A 23685-nucleotide genomic window follows, 5' to 3' on the forward strand; every position below is an offset into this window, starting at 1 on the left:
GGCCTCATCATTGCACTACCAGTTCTGCGTGAAGCGCGCCGGAAGATTTGATCGCCTGCAGGATGGCGATGATGCCGGTCGGCTTCACACCCATCTGGTTGAGGCCCTTGACCAGATTTTCCAGGTTGGCGCCGGTCAGAATCCCGATCTTGGCATTGGGCTGGTTGACGGCGATATCGGTGTTCGGCTCCATCGCCGTCACGCCGTCACTGAACGGTTCAGGCTGCACGACCATCGGCGTTTCCGTCACGCGCACCGTCAGGCTGCCATGGCTGATTGCCACTTTGGAAATGCGTACTTTCGAACCGATGACCACCGTGCCGGTACGCTCATCCACCACCACGCGCGCCACCTCATCCGTGATGATCGGAAGGCCCTCCAGCTCCGCGAGAAAGCGGGCGGCGGGCACATTTTTCGGACGGGACAGGCGGATGGTCTTGGCATCGCGGGCAATCGCCACACCGCGCCCATAGCGGCGCTTGGCGAAGATATTGATCGTATCGGCGGTACGCACGGCAGTCGTGAAATCGGGATCGCGCAGCTCCACGATCATCTCGCTGTCCTTGCCGAAGTTTCCGGCAACCTCGCGCTCGACCAGCGCACCGTTTGGAATGCGGCCCGATGTCGGCACACCCTGCGTCACGGTGGCTGCATCGCCTTCGGCGGTAAAGCCGGACACAATCATATTGCCCTGCGCAACTGCATAAATCTGGTTGTCGGCGCCCATCAGCTGCGTCATGACCAGCGTGCCACCCTGCAAGGAGGTGGCGTCGCCGATGGACGAAACCGTCACATCGATGCGTGAGCCGGAACCGGCAAAGGCGGGCAGATTGGCGGTCACGATGACCGCTGCCGTGTTCTTCGAACGCGTGGAATTGCGCGGCGCATTGATGCCGAGATTATCGAGCATGGCGCGCATGGACTGTTCGGTGAAAGGCGAGTTGCGCAGGCTGTCACCCGTGCCCTTAAGGCCGATCACCAGACCGTAACCAACGAGCTGGTTTTCACGCACGCCCTGAATGGTCGCGATATCCTTGAGGCGTGCCACAGCGCTGCCACGACCAAGCTCAGCATAGGCCATCTTGGACGGATCGCCGCCTGCACCCAGCCAGTCGGCGTCCGCTTCGACGGCGGTGCCGAAATCCTTCACATTCTTGGCCGACTCATCCGCCAGAACCGCAACAGGTTGAAGCGCGAGAGCCAGAACGGTGATCAGCGTTGCCCAGGTTTTTCTCACCGCATCCCCACTTGAACACGGCCATCGGCCAGTATCGTGCCGGGCACGATGACGCCGCTGTCGCTGTTGCGTACCTTGATGAAATCGCCTGCCGCCCCGGACTCGAGCGGTATGCCGACGGCTGTGATCGTCATGACACCGGTGGAGAACACCATCGTCACCGGCTCGCCACGCTTGACCAGCGACGGCTCCGAGAGGGCGGCGACGAGGATCGGCTTACCCGCGATCAGCGTCTTGCGCGCGACCTTGCCGTCAGCCTGATCCACCGACAGCACATATTGCTGCGCGGCGGGCGCACTGATGTAGAACTTCTTCTCGACCAGCGCGACATTGCTGACGACCTGTCCGGGATAAACGGTCGCCGAAGGCACAACGAAAGCGATGCGGTCGGTGGCCGAAGCCCCCGAGACCGCAGCAGTGGCAAAACCGGCCACTGCGGCAGCAGCCAGTGCGGCGCGTCTGAACCGTGAACGGGCTTTGATGTCGTTTCCTTGGGCGCGTTTCATGGCGATCACCGTCAGCGCATGTTCTTCGATACGGTCGCCGCCATTTCGTCGGCGGCCTGAATGACCTTGGAATTCATTTCATAGGCGCGCTGCGCCGTAATCAGATCGGTGATTTCTTTCACCGGATCGACATTTGATGCTTCGAGATAGCCCTGCTTGACCGAACCGAAACCTGGATCGCCCGGATCGCCGACCAGCGGCCCGCCGGAGGCTTCCGTTTCGCGATAGAGATTGTCGCCCAGCGGTTCGAGACCGGCTTCATTGGTGAAATTCGCAAGCTGAAGCTGGCCGAGCGGGGTGATCTGGATGCCGTTCTGTTCCTGAATCTTTGCAAAGACCTGCCCGGTATCGCTGACGGTTACTTCAAGCGCATTTTCAGGAACCACGATGCCCGGCTGGACAATATTTCCGTCGAGCGTCACCAGCTGGCCATCGGCATTCTTGTTGAATGCGCCAGCGCGGGTATAGAGCGTTTCGCCGGTCGGGCTCTGGATCTGGAACCAGCCCTGCCCGGTCAGCGCCAGATCGAATGGATTTCCGGTCTGGTTGAAGCTGCCCTGAATATGCAGGTTGCGCACCGCCGCCGTCTGGACGCCAAGGCCGACCAGCGCGCCTTCGGGCACAATGCTCTCATTGGCCTGATTGGGAACGCCTGCCGTGCGCTCGGACTGGTAGAGTAGGTCCGAAAACTCGGCACGCGCGCGCTTGAAGCCCGTTGTATTGATATTGGCAATATTGTTGGCGATCACTTCCAGATTGAGCTGCTGGGCGTTCATGCCGGTTGCGGCAATCGTCAGGGCTTTCATGGCGCTTCCTTGATCTGCTGGGCGTATGCGGGATGAGAGCGGCTCAGTTAAAACGGTATTGTCGAAGCCGCTCTAACCATTTGTTTTTGCGCATTATCCTACGCAAAACCACTTCGCACTTTTGCTGGAAATGCTTTAAATCGACATGCGGCTGATCTCGAGATACGCTTGCACGATCTTGTCGCGGATCGCGATTGCGGTCTGGAGCGACTGTTCAGCTTCCATGACGGAGCTGACCACCTCATTCACCGGCGCATCGCCCTTGATGCCCTGAATGGAGGTGGCTTCCGCCGCCTGCAATTTCTGGCCGACCGAATCCGTCATCTGCGACAGGACTTCACCAAAGGATGCGCCCGGCGTTGCGGGAACAGCCTGTGGAGCCGCCGTGGAAGCGGCAGAACCGACGCCATTCCCGGCGACGGTTTCGGAAAGGCGCGACAGCGCATTGCGCGCCGAAATGCTCATGATCGAGTCGTACATTATGTGCTCCTCAGGAGATCGATGGTCATCGAGATCAGCTCACGCGCCTGCCTGACGACCTGCAAATTGGCTTCATAAGAACGGTTGGCTTCACGCATGTCCGCCATTTCGACGACCATGTTGACGTTCGGGTAACGGACATAGCCGCGCGCGTCGGCGGCGGGGTGGCTCGGATCATATTGCTCGACGAAGGGCGAGGTATCCTTGCCCACTTCGGCCACGCGCACTTCTGCGGCACCCGTGCCATGCTCCAGCTCGGTGCGGAAGGAAACGGTCTTGCGGCGATAGGGATCGTCGGTCGCCGTCTGGCCCGTCGACTGGGCATTGGCGATGTTTTCCGAAACGATACGCAGACGTGTCGATTGGGCCGAAAGGCCGGAGGCTGCGATCTTCAGGGAATTCTGCAAGGCGTCGGAAGACATGGATTATCCCTTCGCGACCGACAGCATCATGCGGTGGAACGCTTTGACGATGCTGGTGTTGAGCGAATATTCGCGGGAAATCTCGCCTGCCTTCATCATTTCCTGTTCGACATCGACGGTATTGCCGGAATGGGTTTGCTCGGTGATGTCGTCGGGACGCAGGCGTGCGCCTGCGATGCCGTTTGCCTCGAATTCCAGATGCTGCGGACTCGTCGCAGCCATGGTGAGCTGCGTCTTGTCCAGCACATCGGTGAAGGGTTGAACGTCGCGCGCCTTGAAATCCGGCGTGTTCGCATTGGCGACATTGCCAGCGACGGTGGCCTGTCGGACCGACAGCCACTGCACTTGCCTTGCGGCCAGATCGAAAAGATGAATGGAGCTCATGGAGTTTCCCGCCTTTACCGTTGGTTAACTTACGGGGCGGAACTTGCGTCAAGCTTGCGAAGGTTAAGGGAGTAGGGGAATAGGGCAGTAAGGGAATATGTTTTTGGGGAATGGTATATCGTAGTTTCCAAGAGAGCGCTGATCGCGCAAGGCCAACATACTCCCCTATTCCCTTACTGCCCTACTCCCCTATCTCCGCATTTCAATCACGTCGCCTGACGACGTGGTCAATTGCCAGGTTCCCGACCCCCGACCGATGGAAACAAGGCGACTGCCATCGGGCAACAGAGATCCTTTTTCCACGAACCAGTAGCCGGACGTATCCTCGATCATTGCCATCCCGCCGACGACCTCGCGCAGCGCGAAGACCGGCTTCGGGAAAGCCTGTCCATCGCCGCCGCCTGCGCCGCCAGTGCCAGCGCCAGTTCCCGGCAGGCCCTTGCCGTTGGACATGACCGAACCGGTCATGGTGTTATCGATATCCGCACTGGGGGAAACGCGATCCGACGGGCGGAAGGACGGAAAGCGGCGCACCGTTTTCTGCTCCGAACGGTCCAGCGGATCGATGATCTTGCGTTCCGCCTTTTCGGCAGGCGCAAGCTCCATGCGCTGGAGATAGGTGATGAAGGGCAGCATCGCGCAGCCAGCCGCCAGCGTGACCGCCGCAATCTTCAGATAGCGGTCAACCTTGCTGTGGGGTTTCTTGCCACCTTCCTGTGCGGCGGCGGCGCTCACTTCCGCTTCCAGATCGGCCAATAGCTTTTCTTCGGCGTTTTTGCGTCGGTTCTTGTTGCCCGTCATCATGGATTGGATGCCTGTTTTTCCCCGCGCAAGGCGGCGGCGAGTTTCTGATAGGGATCGTCTGAACGCGGTGTCTCTGGGGACTGCTGCAAGGCATCATAGATGCGCGGAACGAGATCCACCGCCTGATCCAGAATCCCGTCATGCCCCTTTTGATACGCGCCGATGGCGCGCAGATCGCGCGTTTCCTCGAAGCGGGCCACCATGCTGCGAAGCTGGCTGACAAGCTTGCGCTGTTCCGCCGTCCAGTTGTGCTTGGCGAGGCGTGAAACCGAACCCGGAACATCGACCGCCGGAAAGCGCCCCAGCGCCGCAATCGTCCGGTCGAGCACGATGTGCCCGTCCAGCGTGCCGCGAATGGTGTCGGAAACCGGGTCATTGTGGTCATCGCCATCGACGAGCACCGAGTAGATGCCGGTAATACTGCCGCCTGAATCGGCGCTGCCCGGCCCCGCCCGCTCCAGAAGGCGTGGCAACTGGCTGAACACGCTCGGCGGATAACCGCGCGAAACCGGCGGCTCTTCCGCCGCAATCGCCACCTCGCGCGCCGCATGGGCAAAGCGCGTGACGGAATCGACAATCAGCAGCACATTCTGGCCGAGATCGCGGAAATATTCCGCAATGGCCGTCGCGGTATTGGGCGCAAGACGGCGCATCATCGGGCTTTCATCGCCGGTTGCAACGACAGTGATGGTCTTGTCGAGATGGCCAACCATGGTTTCTTCCAGCATCTCGCGCACTTCACGTCCGCGCTCGCCGGTCAGCGCCAGCACCACCGTGTCGAAATCGGCGGCGCGCGTCATCATGGCGAGCAGCGTGGATTTGCCGACGCCGGAACCGGCAAAAATGCCGATGCGCTGGCCGAAGCAGAGCGGCGTGAAAATGTCGATCACGTCAACGCCGGTGCGAAGCCCGCGATCCACGCGCCCCCGGCGCAGCGCGGCTGGTGCCAGATTTTCGGATGCCATCGGGCGTGGACCGGGCAAAAGCGCACCCCTGCCGTCAATCGGCTGCCCCAGCGCATTGATCACCCGCCCGCGCCATTCGAGCGCCGGACGGATGCTGAGCGGTCCTTCTTCGAAGACCGCTGCACCCAATGAGGGAATGATCCGGTCGTCGAAAGGTTTGACGAGAACCTGCCTGTCGGCAACGCGAATGATTTCCGCCAGACTGGTGCCGCCCACAGCCCTTATCGCCACCGCATCGCCAAGCCGCGCATCGCGTGACAGCCCGCGCACGGCAATCGCCGAGCGCGACACGTCGCTGACCGTGCCGCCGATACCGGACACGGGCTTCGGCTCTACGGCCTGTTGACGGGCAAAGGCGGCAAGCCGCGCGAGCGGTAGGTCTGGCGTCATCCGTTTTTGGAGCCCAGCGTCTTGATCGCTTCAGACACGGTCGCTTCCTGCTGGGTCAAAAGATTATTGACCTGCTCAAAGGCCCGGCTGACGCTGATGAGACGCGTCATCTCGGTCATGGCGTCGACATTCGAGCCTTCGATCATGCCCTGCACAACGCCGATGCTGTTATCGTCGAAGATCGGCGCCGCAGCCTTGTTTGGGATCACACCGGAATTGCCTGCATATTTCAGCTCGGCATCGGCGGGAATGGAGTAAAGCCCGAGAGCGCCGATCTGCGCGCCATTCTGATAGACCGCGCCATCGGCGGAAATCTTCGGCGCGCCACCATCCGGATTGAGCATGATCGGCGCGCCGCCGACATCGAGCACCGAATAGCCCATCATTGAAACCAGCTCGCCGGTCGCCAGCATCTTCATACGCCCGTCGCGGGTGAAAATTTGACCCTGCGGTGTGTTGAGCGACAGCCACGCATCGCCCTTGACCGCAATATCAAGCGGGTTGTCCGTCTTGACCAGCGGGCCGGGTTCGGTGCGGATATAGCTCTTGCCGGCGCTGGCAAAGCTCACATCGTCGCTTGCCTTTTTAGAGACAATCGAATCGAACTTGGTGCCCTCGCCCCGGAAACCGACCGTCGAGACATTGGCGACATTCTGGGCAATCGAATCCATTCGCCGTTCAAGCGTAATGAGCGAGGAAAGCCCGACATAGATCGAATTATTCTGCATGGATCAGCGACCGCCCGGCTTGAAGCTTTGCAAGGTGGTAAGAATATCGGTCGAGATGCCAACCGAAGACGCGCTGCCGAGCAGCAGCGAGGCGATGGATGCCGGGCTGCTTGAGGTCGGGTTGTTCATTTCATACATGGCCGTGAAACGCGAAATGAGTTTCGAGACATAATCGGGATCGGACATTTTGGAAAAGTCGATCTTGGCCTCAAGCATCTTGGCCTGCTTGTCCACATCGGCATTGGACATGGCCGCAGGCCAGCTGAATATCGTCTGCACCGTGGTCAGCAAGGCCTTGTCGCCGAGGATTTCATAGGCATTGGTGATCTTCGAAGCCTTGCGCTCGAAATAGAGCGCCAGACGCACGCCTTCGTTCTGGCCACCGGCTTCGGTTTCCAGCGTCTGGCGCAAATATTTGTCCACCACACCCTGCTGCGCCTCGGTGCTTTGGGTAGCCTCGGCGCCCTTGCCCGCAAAGTCGAAGACGGTCGCGAATTCCTTGTAGCGCTTGTCGGTCAGCTTGTTGGCCATGGCGTCGTCGCTCGTGACGCCTTCCGTCAGAATCTTGCGCACGAAAGCCTTTGCATAGGCCATGTCTTCCAGACCGAACGCCTTCATCGCATAATTGTAAAGGCGGCTGTCGGACATGAAATCGTCAATCGATTTCACATTGCCGATGTTTTCCTGGAAATAGGCCGTTTCGCGCGACACCAAAGGTTCTTTCGAAACGCGCTGCAAAGACCGCGTCATATCCGACGCGATCAGGCGATAGCTCGTCATCGTATCGACCATAGGCATGACCCCCTGCTGATAGTTGCGCCCTTTATGCGCGATCAAGCTTGTCCGAAGCTGATGGCGCCCAATAGTCCTCGGGCGACCTCGGCAAGCTTCGCGCAAGCCGCGCTGCCTATGTTCGGCTCAAAGAACTATTCTGCGGGAGTCTCGGGCTTTGGGCATTATCATCGGTCTCGCCATCACACTGGGCTGTATGCTGGGCGGTTTCATCGCCATGGGCGGACATGTGAGCGTGCTCATCCAGCCTTGGGAATTCGTCATCATTCTGGGCGCAGCGCTTGGCACGTTCTTCGTCGCCAATCCGTTTTCGCTGGTGAAGGATACCGGTCGCGCCTGCATGGAGGCGTTCAGCAACGCCGTGCCCAAGCAGCGCGATTATCTCGATCTTCTGGGCCTGCTCTACAGCCTGATGCGCGAATTGCGCGCCAAGTCGCGCAATGAAGTCGAAGTCCATATCGACAATCCCAAGGAATCGCCGATCTTTCAGGCCTATCCGAGCGTTCTGAAAAACGAAGACCTCACCCATTTCATCTGCGATTACTGCCGCCTCATCATCGTCGGCAATGTGCGCTCGCACGAGATCGAAGCGCTGATGGACGAGGAAATCCACACCATCGCCCGCGACAAGCTGAAGCCCTATCAGGCCATGGTCACCATTTCGGAAGCCCTGCCTGCGCTCGGGATCGTCGCCGCTGTTCTCGGCGTGATCAAGGCCATGGGCGCGCTGGACCAGTCGCCGGAAGTGCTCGGTCATCTGATCGGTGCAGCCCTTGTCGGCACCTTCGCCGGTATCTTCTTTTCCTATGGCGTTGTCGGTCCCATCGCGACCAAGATCAAATCGACCCGCGAAAAGAAGAACCGTCTCTATGTCGTCGTGAAGCAGACGCTGCTTGCCTATATGAACGGCTCGCTGCCGCAGATCGCCGTGGAATATGGGCGCAAGACCATCTCCGCTTATGACCGCCCGACCATCGATGTGGTGGAGCAGGAAACCATGGCCAGCGCGCCCACGCAGCAGGCCGCATAAGATGACGACGCCCGAAACCACCCCTGAAACGTCGGTTGAAACGACCATGGCGGAACAACACCGCAAGAATAACGTGCTGGCCGACAATCTGCTGCGCGCAGCCGGATTGTCCGGCGACGATCTGAAGTCGCTTGCCCATGTGTTCAAGGATGCCTCCACGCATTTCTGCGAGCGGCTGAAACATGGTTGCGCGGCGGCTTTCGAAGTGGAAGCCGGTGCGGTGGAAAGCACCGATGACGCGGGTTTCGCCGCCATTCTCGACAGCGCCGCCATCATCGCGCCGCTTAAAGTCGAACGCTGGGGCTCGACGCTTTATCTGACCGTCGATGCGCCGCTGGTCTTCTTGATCATCGAGGCCATGTATGGCGCGCAGGGTAATCTGGGCCAAGTCGATGTCGAGCGCCCGTTCGGCATGGTCGAACACAAGATTTCCGCCCTTCTTTCCGGCCATCTCGCCGGTGCGCTGGATCAGGTTTTCAACGCCGGTTCCCTATCGGGCTGGGTGGCAAATGCGCAGTCGATGTTCGTTGCCGGTGAATGCATCGATATCGCCGAATTCGACCGCACCGATTTCGAACGGTCGCGGCTTTTCGCTTGCCGGATCGATGTGACGGCGGCGGGCAAGACCGGACAAGTCCACCTTCTGCTGCCCCGCAGCACCCATAAGCCAATGCAGGATGCCGTCGCCGCTTTTCTGCGCCGCCCCATGAACCAGGCCGATCCGAGCTGGGCCAAGAAGCTGCGTCAGGAAGTCAGCCGCGCCCGTATCGAGCTTGAAGGCTTCATCCAGCAAGGTTCGATGACGCTGGATGCGCTGTCGAAACTCGAGATCGGACAGGTGTTGAAGCTGCCTGCCGACGCCATGGAGCAGGTGCGTCTGCGCTCGGGCAACCAGCAGCTTTTCAAATGCTCGCTCGGCAAGTCGGGCATTCATTTCACCGTCAAGGTCGGCGACCCGGTCAATCAGGAAGAGGATTTTATCGATGAGCTTGTTGCTGGCTAATATTCTTTCCACGCTGATGGCCCTTGTTTCGCTGGGCGCGCTGATCGTGGTCGGGCGCAAGGCCAACGAAACGATCAAGCTTGGCAAGGTGCTTGCGCTGCGCGTCGCGGCTGCCTCCAACGGTCTGGAACGCGCCGTGAAGGCGATCCAGAGCGAGCGCACCGATCTTGTCGATGAAAATGTAAAACTCGAAGCCCGCCTTGGCGAAACCCAGCGCGTGCGCCGCGAGATGGAAGAAGCCATCGAGGAACTGAACCGCTTGCGCAAGGCGCTGACCCGCGACATGCGCGAAGCGCGCACCGTTGCCGACAGTGCCGTTCGCACCCGCGAACCGATTGTCGAGCAGAAAGAAAAGAATGCGCTGCCGGTGTTCGTGCATCGCGCGGTCCGCAAGGCAACCGTTGATATTGCGGGGCAGGCATGAGCGCTGACAACAAGGACAAGAACATGCAGCAGGAACTGGACGAAGCCATCGAGGAACTGCGCGAGGAAAAGCCGCGCAGCGCGCAGAAAGGCGCTTCCAAGCCTAATCTCGAACTCATCATGGGCATTCCCGTCGATGTGCAGGTGGTTCTCGGCGGCACGACTATGCCGGTGGCCAATCTGATGAAGCTCGGTCGCGGCGCGGTTATCACCCTCGACAAGCAGATCGGCGATCCGGTCGATATCGTCGTCAACGGTCGCGTGATCGCTCGCGGCGAAGTCATCGTACTCGAAGATGATTCTTCGCGTTTCGGCGTCAGCCTCACCGAAATCATCGGCAAATAACGGATCGGCCCGGATATCTCCATGACCGAAAAAGAGCAGCAGGCCATCACTGAAGAAAGCGCGAGCGGCATCATCGATACGCTGAGCGGCGCACAAAAGGCGGCAGCCATTCTCGTGGCTATTGGCCGTCCGGCTGCGTCACGCCTTCTCAAGCATTTCAGCGCCGAGGACCTGCGCAAGCTTGCCGGTCATTCCCGCACGCTGGACCCGATCTCGCCGCTCGATTTCGAACAGCTGGTGAAGGAATTCGAGGATTCATTTGCCGAGGGCGCGCCCGTTTCGGAAGCCGCCCAGCGCTTCGAAGGTCTGCTGCGCGATACGCTGCCGCAGGAAGAAGTGGATGCCGTGTTCGAAGAACGCGTGCAGCCGCAGCTGGTGCAGGAATCGGTCTGGGTGCAGCTCGGTCGCCTGCCGGTTGACAGCCTGCAAGCCTATCTGGCCGACCAGCATCCGCAGATCATCGCCTATATCGTCTCCAAACTGCCGTCGGACCTTGCCGCGCGCCTGTTCGTCGCCCTGCCGCCGCAGCTGCGCAATGCCGTCGTGCAGCGCTCGCTGCATATCGGCAATGTCGCGCCCGCCGCAGCCGAACTGCTGGAAGATGTGCTGCGCCGCGATCTGCTTGGCCGCAGCGATTCCGGCCCGGTCAAAGCCCATCACGGCCAGATTGCCAATATCTTCAACCAGCTCGACAAGAACGAGATGGAAGAACTGATGGCGAGCCTTGAAGATCTCAATCGCGACGACCTCAACCGCATCAAGGCCAAGCTCTTCACCTTCGAAGATATCGAGCGCCTGTCGCAGCGCGCGCGTCTGCTGCTCTTCGATGAAGTGCAGACCGAACAGATCGCAACCGCGCTGCGTGGTGCAGACGCCAGGCTTCAGGAACTCGTTTTGTCCTCGCTCTCCACCCGTGGCCGCCGCATGGTGGAAACGGAGCTTGGCGCCGAGCAGGGCAATATCACCGCCCAGAATATCGCAGACGCACGCCGCACGATTTCGCGCATCGCCATCGACCTTTCCGAGCGGGGCATCATCACCCTCGACGCCAACGAAGCCTCTGCGTGAGTGCGCGTGTGACGCATGGCGGACGATACCGATAAGGAAAGCAAAACAGAAGAAGCGACCGAGCAGAAGATCCGCGACGCCTTGGAAAAGGGCAATATGCCTTTCTCCCGCGAAACGCCGATACTCGCTGGCGTCGCCTCGTTTCTGGTCATCGCCGTGTTTGTCGCCGCACCCGCCACGACAAAGCTCGCAGTCTTCCTGCGCGAACTGATCGACCGTCCCGAGGACTGGGTTCTCAACAGCGCCGAGGATGCTAGCCGCCTGTTCAGCGTGCTGGCGCTGGCGGTTGGCGCAGCCCTTGTGCCGGTCTTCATCATCATTCCGCTGGCAGGCATAGCCTCGTCCGCCTTCCAGAACGCGCCGCGCATTGTGGGCGAGCGCATTCGTCCACAGGCTTCGCGCATTTCGCCGCTCAAGGGGTGGCAGCGCATTTTCGGGCGCTCAGGTCAGGTGGAATTCCTGAAATCGGTGGCGAAGTTTCTCGCCGCCAGCCTCATCGTCTTCATCGTGTTCTTTCAGGGCAACAGCCTGTTCACGGATGCAATTGCGACCGAGCCGAGCGCGCTGCCGGAATTTCTGCGCGAGAACATGGTGCGCCTTCTGGTCGCCAATGTGCTGGCGATCACCGCCATCGCGGCTTTCGACCTTGCCTGGTCGCGCATCCACTGGCGTCAGGAACTGCGCATGACGCGGCAGGAAGTCAAAGACGAGCTGAAGCAATCGGAAGGCGATCCGCTGGTCAAATCGCGCCTGCGCTCGCTCGGACGTGACCGCGCGCGCCGCCGCATGATCAGCGCCGTGCCGACCGCCACCCTGATTGTCGCAAATCCGACTCATTTCTCCGTAGCACTGCGTTACAAGCCGAATGAAGACGCCGCTCCGGTCGTCGTTGCGAAGGGACAGGATCTGATCGCGCTCAAGATAAGAGAAGTCGCCGCCCAGCACTCGATACCAGTCTTCGAGGACGTGCCCCTGGCACGTGCACTTTATAAGCAGGTGAATGTCGACCAGATGATCGCACCGGAATTCTATAAAGCCGTTGCCGAACTCATCCGCATCATCAATACGCGGCATGCGGTACACTAATGGTACAACTATGACTTTGCCCTATTCCCAAATATTATTGGCCCGTTCTTATGGATCGATGGTGACACGATGAAGAGCCTGCAATTTTCGAACGAACGCGAAGCGATCATCGCCGAGAACCTGCATGAAGTGGTGGCGGAGCTGCGTCTCGTCGATCCGGCTGACTATATCGCCTTCATCCGCTGCGAGCTGTTTGCCAATATTGCCGATGTCGTGAGCTCCGCGACCGAGCTTTATTTCTTCCCCGGCACACTGGAGTTGGGCCATGGCGGCGACTATCGCTGCGACTGGCAATCGCCTCCATCGGTCGTGCTGGATATGGAATTCCGCAATCAGGGTGTTTACGCCTATTTCCGCTTGATCCTCAGCGACAAGACGGCGGGTGTGGAGTTGAACCACATCACCTTCGAAGACGCCGATCAGGACCCGGCGAAGAACACGGCGCGTTTGCGAGCCGCTTTCAGCGCCGCGAGAATGCCATTGAAAAAAAGAGCCTGAATACAAAACACCGGACGCGAGCGAACGCATCCGGTGTCATGCAAGCAGTTCAAGCGGCTAGTGTATTTTCCAGCAGGGCTGGAACGCCCTGCGTTCTAAAATGCAATCAATAAACACAATAAATAAAGTAGCCTGCGCTTCCTTTTTACCCGGAAGCGCCATGTCTGGCTCGCCAACGAGCCGCGTTTGCCTGAATTACATGAGATGCTCGGTGCCCGGCATTTCGATGATGCCGAGCGACAGAGCCGTCGCCACCGCCGAAGTGCGGTTGGAGCAATTCAGCTTGATTTTGGCGTTCTGCAGATAGGTCACCACTGTCCAGCGGGCGATGCTGAGAATATCGGCAATCTCGCCATCGGTCTTGCCATTGGCCGCCCAACGCAGGCAATCCACCTCGCGCGGAGTGAGCAGGCTTGCCACTGAGCTGGCGTCCTTATGGCCGCACAGCGCGTTGTGAATGACGCCCGAGACGCTCAACAGACGCGGACGCATCTTCGCCACGAACTGTTCGCGATCCTCGTCCTTGTCGATCTCGAACGAGAACAGCGTGCAGCCGGACGCGCCTTTCGGATTGCGCGCGGAAACGGCAATGAAAATATTGCCGAGCCCGTGCTTTTCAGCGTCCTGCAACAGTTCCGCAACCGCCGGGCAGATGGCGGCATCTTCCTGCAAATCGCGCACGATGCCGCTGCCATCGTTTGAGAAATAGGGCGCATCCTCCTGGAAGATCGGGTCGATGGCGAAGTAGTTCTTCGTCGAATAGCGCGCCGACCAGGCGGTCGGAACGGTCATCACCAACGTCAGATCGGAGGAATTCAGCTTGGCACACTCGTTCATGCGGCCACGATAGGCGTGCATGATGTGCCGGCAGCCGACTTCATCGCGGATGCGGGTCAGAAGTGTGAGCGTGTCGCTCTGAAATGCCGCTCCAAAAAACGTTTTCTTGAAATTAGGAAAATGAATCAGGTCAAGTGTCATGCGAAATATCCTTAAGAATCAAGCCGCTTAAGCTTTCGTTCTGTCGCCTTATGTCCTGCTGGCGACTATGTTTCGAATCGCGCCCGACAAACTGCTTAATTGTTTATAAGTGACAAAAAAAATACGCCTCATGGCAACTCGCAATTATTGTGCCGCAAGTTGTTACACACAAGAACAGAGTGAAAATAAGGCACAGTTTCGAAAAGCATGTTCCCTATTGGTACAAATACGTGATGTCAGCTTCTCTTGCCGTATGCTCTGAAGAAGAAATCGACCGCTGTTTCGACATTCTTGCGGATAGCTTCTTCTGTTGGCTCGTCAGCAATCACGCCGAACAGACGCGGACGATAAAGCCCGGCAAGGAAAAGATCGGAGAGCTGATAGGCAACCCGGTCAACCTCGAACGGCTCCAAAACGCCGTTCTCGATCATCTTTTCCAGATATTCGGCCATGGCGACCAGACTGCGCTTCGGACCCCGATCATAAAACCGCGCCGACAGTTCCGGCTTGCGCTCGCTCACGCCTAAAACGATGCGCTGGGCGCGAATGGCGGTCGATGAGGTTATTAACGTCACCAGCGCAATACCGAACTCCGTCAGTTCCTCACGATTGGAGAAACCATTGTCCAGCTTGCCGATCAGGGCGCTGAACATGGTATGGCGGTAATGCTCGCACAAGGCGACGAACAGGTCTTCTTTGCTGTTGAAATAGACGTAGATCGTGCCCTTCGACACGCCCGCCTCACGGGTGATGTCGTTCATGCTGGCGGCGTCGAAACCCATGCGCAGGAACACGCTTTGCGCGCCTTCCAGTATCTGGCTGCGCTTTGCCGGATCTTGGCCAGCGCCAAGCCTCGTGCGTCCGCATTCGGTTTCAGGCGCGCATGCAAATGAACCGGCTTTCAACTTTTCCGATTTTGGCAGCTTTTCCGACTTTTTGCCCGTTCCGGCGAAATTGGCCGCAGCTCCGCCCGCATCATGCCGATCAAGATCAGGCGTGGTAAGCGTGTCGGGGCTTTCTTTGGTATGCCGTTCGGGCTTCATATCACAAAACTCTTACATATTTTTCGAACCGAGCGGTTCGATATCGCTTGATATGCGCATCTTATTGGATTATGTCAACATCGAACCGAGCGGTTCAATCCACTGGATGTGCAGAAAGTTTCACCTATGACTGCCAAGAAGTCTGTAGATCAGGCCGATATTCGCCAGTTTCCCACGGCCCAACTTCCCACGGCCAAGACCTTTGCGCCGGGTGATGCACCCGAGACCAACGAGGCGCCACAGAATGAGAGAACGCAGCCTCATGCTGTTCCCAATGCGCACCCGCAGGAAGCGCCGCATAAGGATACCGCAAAAGGTGGCGGGAAAAAGAGTTTCGGCAAGCGCGTGGTGCTGCCGGGCGTTTTGATCGTGGCTGTGGCCGCAGGCCTCTGGTATGGCTATGATTATTGGACCGTTGGCCGCTTCATGGTTTCGACCGACGACGCCTATGTGCAGGGCGACATTGCGTCCATCGCACCGAAGGTGACGGGCTATATCGACAATATTCCGGTTGCCGCAAACCAGCGCGTCAAGGCTGGCGATGTGATCTTCCAGCTTGATCCTGGCGATTACCAGATCGCGCTTGATGAAGCAGAAGCCAAGCTTTCCACGCAAAAGGAAACGCTGGCCCGCATCGTCGCGCAGACGACGGCAGCCCAGGCAACCCAACAGCAGGCGGAAGCCCAGAAGCAGGCGGCAAGCGCCGTTCTGACCAATGCGCAGTCCACCCTGACGCGCGTGCAGAAACTGCACGAAACGCGTTTTGTCGCCCAGGCCGATCTCGACACGGCGCAGTCGTCGCTCGACCAGGCACGCGCCAATGTCGCCAATGCCGATGCGCAGATCGCTTCCGCCAAGGCGAATATCGACGTTCTCAAAGCCCAATATAAAGAAACGGACAGCGGCACGAAATCGCTAGAACTTGCTCGTGATAAAGCTGCCCGTGATTTGGCTTTCACTACATTACGCGCGCCGTTCGATGGCGTGGTTGGCAATCTGTCCGGCAAGAAAGGCGACCTCGTGTCTCCCGGCCAGAAGATCGCGGCGCTGGTCCCGGTTGGTGAGCTTTATATCGATGCCAACTACAAGGAAACGCAGCTCGCCGAGATCAAGACCGGCGAGACGGCGCACATCTATGTCGATGCCATTGATGGCACCAAGTTCGACGGCAAGGTCGTTTCGGTGGCCCCGGCCTCGGGCGCGGTGTTCTCGCTTCTGCCGCCGGAAAACGCCACAGGCAACTTTACCAAGGTGGTGCAGCGCGTGCCTGTTCGTATCGCCATCCCGCAGGATGCGCTGGACTCCGGCAAGATTCGCGCCGGCCTGAGCGTCATCGTGGACATCGATACGCGCACCGCCCCTGAAGACAAGGCGAACTAACCGTTCGGCTATACGACTGTCGCAAGAATAAGCAGCGGCGCGGCTTTTAACTCTGCGCCGTCTTCTCTTTCATTCCGGAGTGCGCCGTTATGGCCGCAGACACCACGATGGGGCCTATGACCCCGGCAGACGACCGTATCGACCCCAAAAAGGCCGTCGCCTTTCTGGCCATGGTCTTCGGCATGTTCATGGCGATCCTCGACATCCAGATCGTCTCGGCATCGCTTTCCGAAATTCAGGCAGGCCTGAGCGCCAGTTCCGACGAAATCTCGTGGGTGCAGACATCCTACCTGATCGCGGAAGTCATCATGATCCCGCTGTCCGGTTTCCTCGGGCGGCTTTTGTCGACGCGCGTGCTGTTTACGCTGTCGGCAGCGGGTTTCACGCTGGCCAGCATGCTCTGCGCCACCGCGACGAATATCGATCAGATGATCGTCTATCGTGCCATCCAGGGCTTCATCGGCGGCGGCATGATCCCCAGCGTGTTCGCGGCAGCCTTCACCATCTTCCCGCCGTCCAAGCGCTCCATCGTCTCGCCGATGATCGGTCTTGTGGCGACGCTTGCGCCCACCATCGGCCCGACAGTCGGCGGTTATCTCAGCCACGCTTTTTCCTGGCACTGGCTGTTTCTGGTCAATGTCGGACCCGGCATTCTCGTCACCATCGCCGCCTGGAACCTGATCGACTTCGATGAAGGCGACAGCTCGCTTTTGAGCAAGTTCGACTGGTGGGGTCTTGTAGGCATGGCAGCCTTCCTCGGCTCGATGGAATATGTGCTGGAAGAAGGCCCGCGCAACGACTGGCTGCAGGATGAAGCCATCTTCATCCTGTCCATCGTCATGACCGTCGGCGGCATTCTCTTCTTCTATCGCGCCTTCACATCCGAAGAACCAATCGTGGATTTGCGCGCCTTCAAGAATGTCAATTTCGCGTTTGGATCGCTGTTTTCCTTCGTGATGGGCGTCGGGCTTTACGGCCTCACCTATCTCTATCCGCTCTATCTCGCCAGCGTGCGCGGCTATGATGCGTTGCAGATCGGCGAAGCGCTGTTCGTCAGCGGTCTGGCCATGTTCATGACGGCGCCGGTTGCGGGTTTCCTGTCCAATCGCATGGACCCGCGTTTGATGATGATGATCGGCTTCCTCGGCTTTGCTGCCGGAACGTGGATGGTCACCGGCCTGACCGCCGACTGGGATTTCCACGAGTTGCTGCTCCCGCAGATCCTGCGCGGCTGTTCGCTGATGCTCTGCATGGTGCCGATCAACAATCTGGCGCTGGGCACGCTGCCGCCTGCCTTGTTGAAAAACGCCTCGGGCCTTTTCAACCTGACGCGTAACCTCGGCGGTGCTGTCGGCCTTGCGGTCATCAACACCATCCTGACGCGCCGCGGCGATATGCATTACGACCGGCTTGCCGAACATGTGCGCTGGGGCAATGCGGAAGCCGAGCAGATGGTGGCCAATCTGACGGCGAAGTACAACGCCGCCGGTCTCGACGGCCCGACCATCGCCCTTTCCAAACTTTCCGGCATGGTCCGGCAGCAGGCAACGCTCCTGTCCTTCATCGACGTGTTTTTCATTCTGACGATGATGTTCTGCACGCTGGCCGTCTGCGCCATCCTGTTGCGCAAGCCAAAGCAGGTCGCCGGTGGTGGCGGCGGGCATTAACCCTCGAAAGCATCCTCCCAGGCTTTCATACGAAACCCGAAAGGTTCAAACACCTTTCGGGTTTTTTCGTTTTTCGCGGAGAAAAATACAACCGCGCCGCGAGCAGGCAAATCCTTGTCGTAGCGGGAACAGCTTCCGTTTAAAATGTGACAACCGCGAAAGCTCTGTCACATTTCTTGTCATAAAAATGTTCCTCCCCCACAGGGATGAATTGCTAAGTCACTGAAAACGTGTTTCACTTTCTGTTGTTGGCAATTTGTGACAAGCAGCAAACTGTCATCCAACCGTCATGTCGGGCGGGTAACGGGTAGGCGCGGGCTCCGGAATTGGCCGGGGGCTTTCGCCGACCTAATATTAGGGGAGTCAAACAATGCTTAGCTATACAGCGCGTCTGCTGTCGCTTTCGACCGCTATCGCCGTTGCCGGAGTTTCCATCGCCGCTGCCGAGCCGTCAGCCGAACTGATCGCTGCAGCCAAGGCAGAAGGCGAACTGACCACCATCGCCCTCCCGCATGACTGGTGCGGCTATGGCGAAGTCATCCAGAGCTTCAAGGACAAGTACGGAATCAAGGTCAACGAACTGAACCCGGATGCCGGTTCGGGCGATGAAATTGAAGCCATTAAGGCCAACAAGGACAATAAGGGCCCGCAGGCTCCGGACGTCATCGACGTCGGCTTTGCTTTCGGCACCTCGGCCAAGAAAGACGGCCTGATCCAGCCATACAAGGTTTCGACCTGGGACGAAATTCCGGATAGCGCCAAGGACCCTGAAGGATACTGGTACGGCGACTATTACGGCGTTCTGGCCTTCGAGGTGAACAAGGACATCATCAAGGATGTGCCGCAGGACTGGGCTGACCTCCTGAAGAGCGACTATGCCAACTCCGTTTCGCTCGCTGGCGATCCGCGCGTTTCGGCACAGGCTATTCTCGGCGTTCATGCTGCCGGTATCGCAGCCGGTGCAGAGCCAGGCGAAGCCGCGGGCAAGAAGGGTCTGGAATTCTTCAAGGACCTGAACGCGAAGGGCAACTTCGTGCCGGTCATCGGCAAGGCCGCGTCGCTGGCGCAGGGCTCGACCCCGATCATCATCCGCTGGGACTACAACGCGCTCGCGGACCGCGACACGCTGAAGGGCAACCCGGAAGTTGAAACCATCATCCCGAAGACGGGCGTGATTGCTGGCGTCTATGTGCAGGCCATCAGCGCCTACGCACCGCATCCGAACGCTGCGAAGCTGTGGATGGAGCACATCTATTCGGATGAAGGCCAGATTGGCTATCTGAAGGGCTATTGCCACCCGATTCGCTTCAACGCGATGAGCAAGGCTGGCAAGATCCCGCAGGATCTGCTGGACAAGCTGCCGGACGCAGCCGCCTATGAAAAGGCAATCTTCCCGACCCTGGAACAGATCGACGCCGCGCAGGCAACGATCACCAAGGAATGGGATAGCGTCGTCGGCGCCAACGTCAAGTAAGCGACTTCGTTCGTTTCTGACGATGGTTCTATGAAAAGGGCGTTGGGCTGAACGGGGATTTCCCCAATCGGTCCAACGCCGATTTTCCCTTTTTGTGGCCTCTACTCGACCGATCTGTCGTGTATCTTGCCTGTTTCCGCACGCTTCGCGCCACAAGCCGAAATGCAGTGCGAAACGAACAGCCGAAGAAAGAGCGCATGAGTTCAGTAGCCGATACAGCAGCCCCAGCCAGTCCGGTCGGTAGCGTGCGCAAACGCCGACTACCGCTGACATGGCTTGGCGTGGCGCCGTTTTTCCTCTTCGCCATTCTCTTCCTGATCTGGCCGACGATGTATCTCATCATCGGCGCGTTTCAGGACCCGGCGGGCAATCTCACGCTCCAGAACATCAATGATCTGTTCCAGCCGCAGATCATGAGCGCCTACTGGATTTCGATCAAGGTCAGCCTTGCATCGGCCATTGGCGGCGCGATCATCGGTTTCTTTCTGGCCTGGGCGGTGGTTCTAGGCAATCTGCCGTCCTGGCTGCGCCCGACCGTGCTGACCTTCTCCGGCGTCGCGTCCAATTTTGCCGGCGTGCCGCTCGCCTTCGCCTTTCTGGCGACGCTGGGGCGCACCGGCTTCGTGACGATCCTGCTGCGCGAATGGTTCGGCTTCAATCTCTACGCGACCGGCTTCAACCTTTTGAGCTTCTTTGGCCTGACGCTGACCTATCTCTTCTTCCAGATTCCGCTGATGGTATTGATCCTCACGCCGGCGCTGGACGGTCTGAAGAAGGAATGGCGCGAGGCCTCCTCGATCCTCGGTGCAACCAATGCGCAATATTGGCGCATGGTGGCCTTTCCGATCCTGTGGCCAAGCCTGCTCGGCACCACACTGCTGCTTTTCGCCAATGCGTTTGGCGCTATTGCAACCGCCTATGCGCTGACCGGCTCGTCGCTCAACATCGTGCCGATCCTGCTTTATGCGCAGATCCGCGGCGACGTTCTGCATAACCAAAACCTTGGTTATGCACTGGCGCTCGGCATGATCGTCATCACCGGCATTTCCAATCTGATCTATATCTGGCTGCGTATGCGTGCCGAAAGGTGGCAGCGATGAAAGGCTCGACAGCCCAGAAAATTGGAGCGTGGATCGCCTTTTTCATTGGCGCGGTCTACTTCCTCGTCCCGCTCATTGGCACGTTCGAATTCTCGCTGCGCATGCGGCGCGGCGAATATTCCTTCGACGCCTATCGTGTCGTGTTCACCGATCCGAATTTCCAGGCAACCTTCGGCTATTCGATCCTGCTCGGCATCCTGACCATCATCTTCGGTGTGCTGCTGGTGGTGCCGACCGCCTATTGGGTGCGTCTGCGCCTGCCGCAGTTGCGCCCGGTGATGGAATTCATCACGCTGATGCCGCTGGTCATCCCGGCCATCGTCATCGTGTTCGGCTATCTGCGCATCTATAATTCGTCGTCATGGCTGCCATTTACGGCGTCCACCCGCGCGACCGACCTGCTTTTGATGTTCGGCTATATGACCTTGTCGCTGCCTTACATGTATCGCGCCGTCGATACGGCGATGCGCACCATCGACGTCAACACGCTGACCGAAGCCGCCCAGAGCCTTGGCGCAAGCTGGCCCACCATCATGTTCAAGGTCATCTTCCCGAATGTGATTTCGGGTGTGATGAGCGGCGCTTTCATCACCTTTGCCATCGTCATCGGCGAATTCACGCTGGCTTCGCTTTTGAACCGTCCGGCTTTCGGGCCTTATCTCCAGCTGGTCGGCGCCAACCGCGCTTACGAACCGTCCGCGCTGGCGATCATCTCGTTTGGCATTACGTGGCTCGCTATCATCATGTTGCAGCTCGTTTCGCGCCTCAATAAATTCAAGACAACCGCCGGGTAACGTTCATGGCTTTTCTCAATATCAAGAACCTGAAAAAGAGCTTCGGCGCCAATACCGTCGTCCACGATTTCAACCTCGCCGTGGAAAAGGGCGAATTCGTCTCCTTCCTCGGACCGTCGGGCTGCGGCAAGACCACCGTTCTGCGCATGATCGCCGGTTTCGAAGACCCGGATAGCGGCTCCATCGAGATCAACGGCACCGACGTGGTGGACCTTAAGCCCAACCAGCGCAATATCGGCATGGTGTTTCAGGCCTATGCGCTGTTTCCCAACATGACGGTTGCGCAGAATGTCTCGTTCGGCCTGCGCGTTGCGGGCAAGCCGAAGGCGGAAATCGATGCCACGGTGAAGGAAATGCTCGGCCTCATCCGCCTCGACCATCTGGCGGACCGCTATCCCTACCAGATGTCCGGCGGCCAGCAGCAGCGTGTTGCATTGGCCCGCGCGCTCGCCACCAAGCCGCAGGTGCTGCTGCTTGATGAACCGCTCTCGGCGCTTGATGCCAAGATCCGCATCAGTCTGCGCGAGGAAATCCGCACCATCCAGCAAAAGCTCGGCATCACCACGGTTTTCGTGACGCATGATCAGGAAGAAGCGCTGTCGATTTCCGACCGCATCGTGGTCATGCATGAAGGCCGCGCCGACCAGATCGGATCGCCTTTCGACATTTACAACCGCCCGGCCTCGCGCTTCGTCGCCTCCTTCGTGGGCACGCTCAACATGCTGGAAGCTTCGGTCAGCGAACCGGACAAGAACGGCATCGACCTTGACGGGCGCATGATCACCGTGCGCGACACGCTCGGCCATCATCCGAAGGGCAAGCCGGTCACGCTGGCGCTGCGCCCGGAAGCTGTCAGCCTCGAAGCGCGCAAGAGCCACGACACGTCGCTGGATGCGACCATCGAGGATGTGCATTTCCTCGGTTCCGTCATCCGCACACGCGTGGCGCTCGGCAAGAACCGCCTGTCCTTCGATACGTTCAACGACCCGACACAACCACCGCCGCAGCGCGGGGATAAGGTGACGGTGCATTTCGCCTCGCACGATCTTCTGGTCCTGGCGGACTGAACCACAAAACCCCGCGCAAGCGGGGTTTTTGCATTCTGACGGTGCAATCACAGCCTGTCATACACGCGTCATGCAATCCGAATAGAAGCGGCGAAACCGTTTTGATTGCAGGCAAATGTTACATAGCCGTCCAGTTTCCGCAGATATTGCCGTTGAGACGGCAGGTCTCAGCCTTGCCTATGGCCCGGCGACCATTCTGAACCACATCAGCCTGACGCTTCCCAAGGGAAAGACCCTTGCCCTGCTCGGGCCATCGGGTTGCGGAAAGACGACACTCCTGCGCCTTTTCGCGGGCCTGCTCGCACCGACCAAAGGTTCCGTCACGATCAATGGCGTCACGGTTGCAGATGCGGCCAGCCGCAGTTTCGTGCCCCCGGAAAAGCGCCATCTCGGCATGGTGTTTCAGGATTATGCGCTCTGGCCGCATATGACGGTTTTCGGCAATGTGTCTTTTCCACTCGAAATGCGCGGAATCAACCGCGCCGACCGTGAAAAGCGCGTCACCGCCGCGCTGGATCGCGTCGGGCTGACTGGCTTCGGCAATCGCTCCATCAGCGACATGTCCGGCGGGCAACAGCAGCGCGTGGCGATTGCCCGCGCCATCGTCGCCGAACCGGGACTGGTGCTGTTCGACGAACCGCTTTCCAATCTCGACCGTGAACTGCGCGAAAACATGGTCACGGAAATCGGCCAGCTCGTTTCCAATCTCGGCCTGACCGCCATCTATGTTACCCACGACCAGAGCGAGGCTTTCTCGCTGGCCGATCAGGTTGCCGTGATGCGAGGCGGCGTGATCGAGCAGCTTGCCGCACCCGAACTGCTGGTGGCCCAGCCGAAATCGCCGGAAGTCGCCGATTTTCTGCGTCTGGGCTGCGTCGTGCCGGTCGAACGGTATAACGATGCCTATCGCATCACCCAAACCGATATCCGCATCGCCCATACTGAAACCCCGGATGGGGTAACGCATGTGCTTTTGCCGTCGCGTTCCGTGCGCAGCGTACCACTCAATGACACGGCGATCCCGGCCACGGTTTTGCGCAGCCAGTTTCGCGGTGACGGCCATCTGACGACGGTTCGTATCGGCGACCAGAATGCCGGGCATGACCTGACCTATCTCGATGCCGTCCGCCTGTCGCCGGGTGTTCCTGTCGGCATCGCCATCGATCCGGGCCAGCTGCGCTGGTTCTCAAAATAAGACCATCACAGGCAATATCT

26 protein-coding genes are annotated in these 23685 nt (G+C 59.1%); 14 read left to right on the forward strand and 12 right to left on the reverse strand.

Features of this window, described 5'->3' with window-relative positions:
• Window positions 1-7 precede the first annotated feature (7 nt).
• From D8666_RS13680 to D8666_RS13725, 10 genes are all read right to left on the reverse strand, one after another.
• On the reverse strand, window positions 8-1237 hold the full coding sequence (locus D8666_RS13680; protein WP_109367890.1) for a flagellar basal body P-ring protein FlgI: 1230 nt from the start codon (window positions 1235-1237) through the stop codon (window positions 8-10).
• Window positions 1234-1758, reverse strand: coding sequence for a flagellar basal body P-ring formation chaperone FlgA (gene flgA / locus D8666_RS13685; RefSeq protein ID WP_371830823.1), 525 nt, complete (start codon window positions 1756-1758; stop codon window positions 1234-1236). Before flgA ends, D8666_RS13680 begins: the two co-directional genes overlap by 4 nt.
• Complete coding sequence (flgG, locus tag D8666_RS13690; protein WP_109367891.1) at window positions 1755-2549, reverse strand: flagellar basal-body rod protein FlgG; 795 nt, start codon at window positions 2547-2549, stop codon at window positions 1755-1757. The genes flgA and flgG overlap by 4 nt, the downstream gene beginning before the upstream one ends.
• A 135-nt stretch (window positions 2550-2684) precedes the next feature.
• Window positions 2685-3029 carry a flagellar hook-basal body complex protein FliE gene (gene fliE / locus D8666_RS13695; protein WP_109367892.1) on the reverse strand — a complete coding sequence of 115 codons (345 nt, stop codon included), beginning with the start codon at window positions 3027-3029 and terminating at the stop codon, window positions 2685-2687.
• Window positions 3029-3451: a flagellar basal body rod protein FlgC gene (flgC, locus tag D8666_RS13700; RefSeq protein WP_109367893.1), complete on the reverse strand. Its 423-nt coding sequence runs from the start codon at window positions 3449-3451 to the stop codon at window positions 3029-3031. The genes fliE and flgC overlap by 1 nt, the downstream gene beginning before the upstream one ends.
• Window positions 3452-3454: 3 nt before the next feature.
• Window positions 3455-3835, reverse strand: coding sequence for a flagellar basal body rod protein FlgB (gene flgB, locus D8666_RS13705; protein WP_109367894.1), 381 nt, complete (start codon window positions 3833-3835; stop codon window positions 3455-3457).
• Between the two features lie 189 nt (window positions 3836-4024).
• Window positions 4025-4639 carry a hypothetical protein gene (locus tag D8666_RS13710; RefSeq protein WP_109367895.1) on the reverse strand — a complete coding sequence of 205 codons (615 nt, stop codon included), beginning with the start codon at window positions 4637-4639 and terminating at the stop codon, window positions 4025-4027.
• Window positions 4636-5994, reverse strand: coding sequence for a flagellar protein export ATPase FliI (fliI, locus tag D8666_RS13715; RefSeq protein ID WP_109367896.1), 1359 nt, complete (start codon window positions 5992-5994; stop codon window positions 4636-4638). Before fliI ends, D8666_RS13710 begins: the two co-directional genes overlap by 4 nt.
• A complete protein-coding gene (gene flgF / locus D8666_RS13720; RefSeq protein WP_121538384.1) occupies window positions 5991-6722 on the reverse strand; it encodes a flagellar basal-body rod protein FlgF in 732 nt (243 codons plus the stop codon). Before flgF ends, fliI begins: the two co-directional genes overlap by 4 nt.
• Before the next feature lie 3 nt (window positions 6723-6725).
• Complete coding sequence (locus D8666_RS13725; protein ID WP_109367898.1) at window positions 6726-7514, reverse strand: DUF1217 domain-containing protein; 789 nt, start codon at window positions 7512-7514, stop codon at window positions 6726-6728.
• 157 nt (window positions 7515-7671) lie between these two features.
• Here D8666_RS13725 and motA point away from each other — a divergent pair, with 157 nt between their 5' ends.
• From motA to D8666_RS13760, 7 genes are all read left to right on the forward strand, one after another.
• Window positions 7672-8544 (forward strand): flagellar motor stator protein MotA, encoded by an 873-nt coding sequence (gene motA, locus D8666_RS13730; protein ID WP_109367899.1) that lies wholly within the window; start codon window positions 7672-7674, stop codon window positions 8542-8544.
• Window positions 8545-8590: 46 nt separating this feature from the next.
• Window positions 8591-9547 carry a FliM/FliN family flagellar motor switch protein gene (locus tag D8666_RS13735; RefSeq protein ID WP_109368049.1) on the forward strand — a complete coding sequence of 319 codons (957 nt, stop codon included), beginning with the start codon at window positions 8591-8593 and terminating at the stop codon, window positions 9545-9547.
• The gene (locus tag D8666_RS13740) at window positions 9528-9971 is read left to right on the forward strand and encodes a BAB2_0123 family type IV secretion system effector (RefSeq protein WP_109367900.1); all 444 of its coding nucleotides are present in this window, start codon (window positions 9528-9530) and stop codon (window positions 9969-9971) included. Before D8666_RS13735 ends, D8666_RS13740 begins: the two co-directional genes overlap by 20 nt.
• Window positions 9968-10315 (forward strand): flagellar motor switch protein FliN, encoded by a 348-nt coding sequence (fliN, locus tag D8666_RS13745; RefSeq protein WP_109367901.1) that lies wholly within the window; start codon window positions 9968-9970, stop codon window positions 10313-10315. The genes D8666_RS13740 and fliN overlap by 4 nt, the downstream gene beginning before the upstream one ends.
• Window positions 10316-10336: 21 nt before the next feature.
• The gene (locus tag D8666_RS13750; RefSeq protein WP_109367902.1) at window positions 10337-11383 is read left to right on the forward strand and encodes a flagellar motor switch protein FliG; all 1047 of its coding nucleotides are present in this window, start codon (window positions 10337-10339) and stop codon (window positions 11381-11383) included.
• A 15-nt stretch (window positions 11384-11398) separates the two neighbouring features.
• Window positions 11399-12469 carry a flagellar biosynthesis protein FlhB gene (flhB, locus tag D8666_RS13755; RefSeq protein ID WP_109367903.1) on the forward strand — a complete coding sequence of 357 codons (1071 nt, stop codon included), beginning with the start codon at window positions 11399-11401 and terminating at the stop codon, window positions 12467-12469.
• A gap of 69 nt (window positions 12470-12538) precedes the next feature.
• The gene (locus tag D8666_RS13760; RefSeq protein WP_109367904.1) at window positions 12539-12967 is read left to right on the forward strand and encodes a BspJ family T4SS effector nucleomodulin; all 429 of its coding nucleotides are present in this window, start codon (window positions 12539-12541) and stop codon (window positions 12965-12967) included.
• A gap of 195 nt (window positions 12968-13162) precedes the next feature.
• On the opposite strand, the gene D8666_RS13765 is transcribed toward D8666_RS13760, so the two are convergent.
• On the reverse strand, window positions 13163-13945 hold the full coding sequence (locus tag D8666_RS13765; protein WP_109367905.1) for a helix-turn-helix transcriptional regulator: 783 nt from the start codon (window positions 13943-13945) through the stop codon (window positions 13163-13165).
• Window positions 13946-14181: 236 nt separating this feature from the next.
• Window positions 14182-14988 (reverse strand): TetR/AcrR family transcriptional regulator, encoded by an 807-nt coding sequence (locus tag D8666_RS13770; RefSeq protein WP_109367906.1) that lies wholly within the window; start codon window positions 14986-14988, stop codon window positions 14182-14184.
• 126 nt (window positions 14989-15114) lie between these two features.
• Between D8666_RS13770 and D8666_RS13775 the strand changes: the two genes are divergently transcribed.
• The 7 genes from D8666_RS13775 to D8666_RS13805 all read left to right on the forward strand — a co-directional run bounded on the left by D8666_RS13775 (window position 15115) and on the right by D8666_RS13805 (window position 23665).
• Window positions 15115-16368, forward strand: a complete 1254-nt coding sequence (locus tag D8666_RS13775) for an HlyD family secretion protein (RefSeq protein WP_121538386.1) — start codon at window positions 15115-15117, stop codon at window positions 16366-16368.
• A gap of 89 nt (window positions 16369-16457) precedes the next feature.
• Entirely contained in the window at window positions 16458-18035 is a 1578-nt protein-coding gene (locus D8666_RS13780; protein ID WP_109367908.1) for a DHA2 family efflux MFS transporter permease subunit, read from the forward strand.
• 370 nt (window positions 18036-18405) lie between these two features.
• On the forward strand, window positions 18406-19509 hold the full coding sequence (locus D8666_RS13785; protein WP_109367909.1) for an ABC transporter substrate-binding protein: 1104 nt from the start codon (window positions 18406-18408) through the stop codon (window positions 19507-19509).
• Between the two features lie 197 nt (window positions 19510-19706).
• On the forward strand, window positions 19707-20609 hold the full coding sequence (locus tag D8666_RS13790; protein WP_109367910.1) for an ABC transporter permease: 903 nt from the start codon (window positions 19707-19709) through the stop codon (window positions 20607-20609).
• The gene (locus D8666_RS13795) at window positions 20606-21403 is read left to right on the forward strand and encodes an ABC transporter permease (RefSeq protein ID WP_109367911.1); all 798 of its coding nucleotides are present in this window, start codon (window positions 20606-20608) and stop codon (window positions 21401-21403) included. The genes D8666_RS13790 and D8666_RS13795 overlap by 4 nt, the downstream gene beginning before the upstream one ends.
• A 5-nt stretch (window positions 21404-21408) precedes the next feature.
• Window positions 21409-22470 (forward strand): ABC transporter ATP-binding protein, encoded by a 1062-nt coding sequence (locus tag D8666_RS13800; RefSeq protein ID WP_109367912.1) that lies wholly within the window; start codon window positions 21409-21411, stop codon window positions 22468-22470.
• A 115-nt stretch (window positions 22471-22585) separates the two neighbouring features.
• Window positions 22586-23665 (forward strand): ABC transporter ATP-binding protein, encoded by a 1080-nt coding sequence (locus D8666_RS13805; RefSeq protein WP_121538388.1) that lies wholly within the window; start codon window positions 22586-22588, stop codon window positions 23663-23665.
• The last annotated feature ends 20 nt before the right edge of the window (window positions 23666-23685 follow it).

Source organism: Ochrobactrum soli (assembly GCF_003664555.1).
In the GTDB taxonomy this organism is placed as follows: Bacteria; Pseudomonadota; Alphaproteobacteria; order Rhizobiales; family Rhizobiaceae; genus Brucella; species Brucella teleogrylli.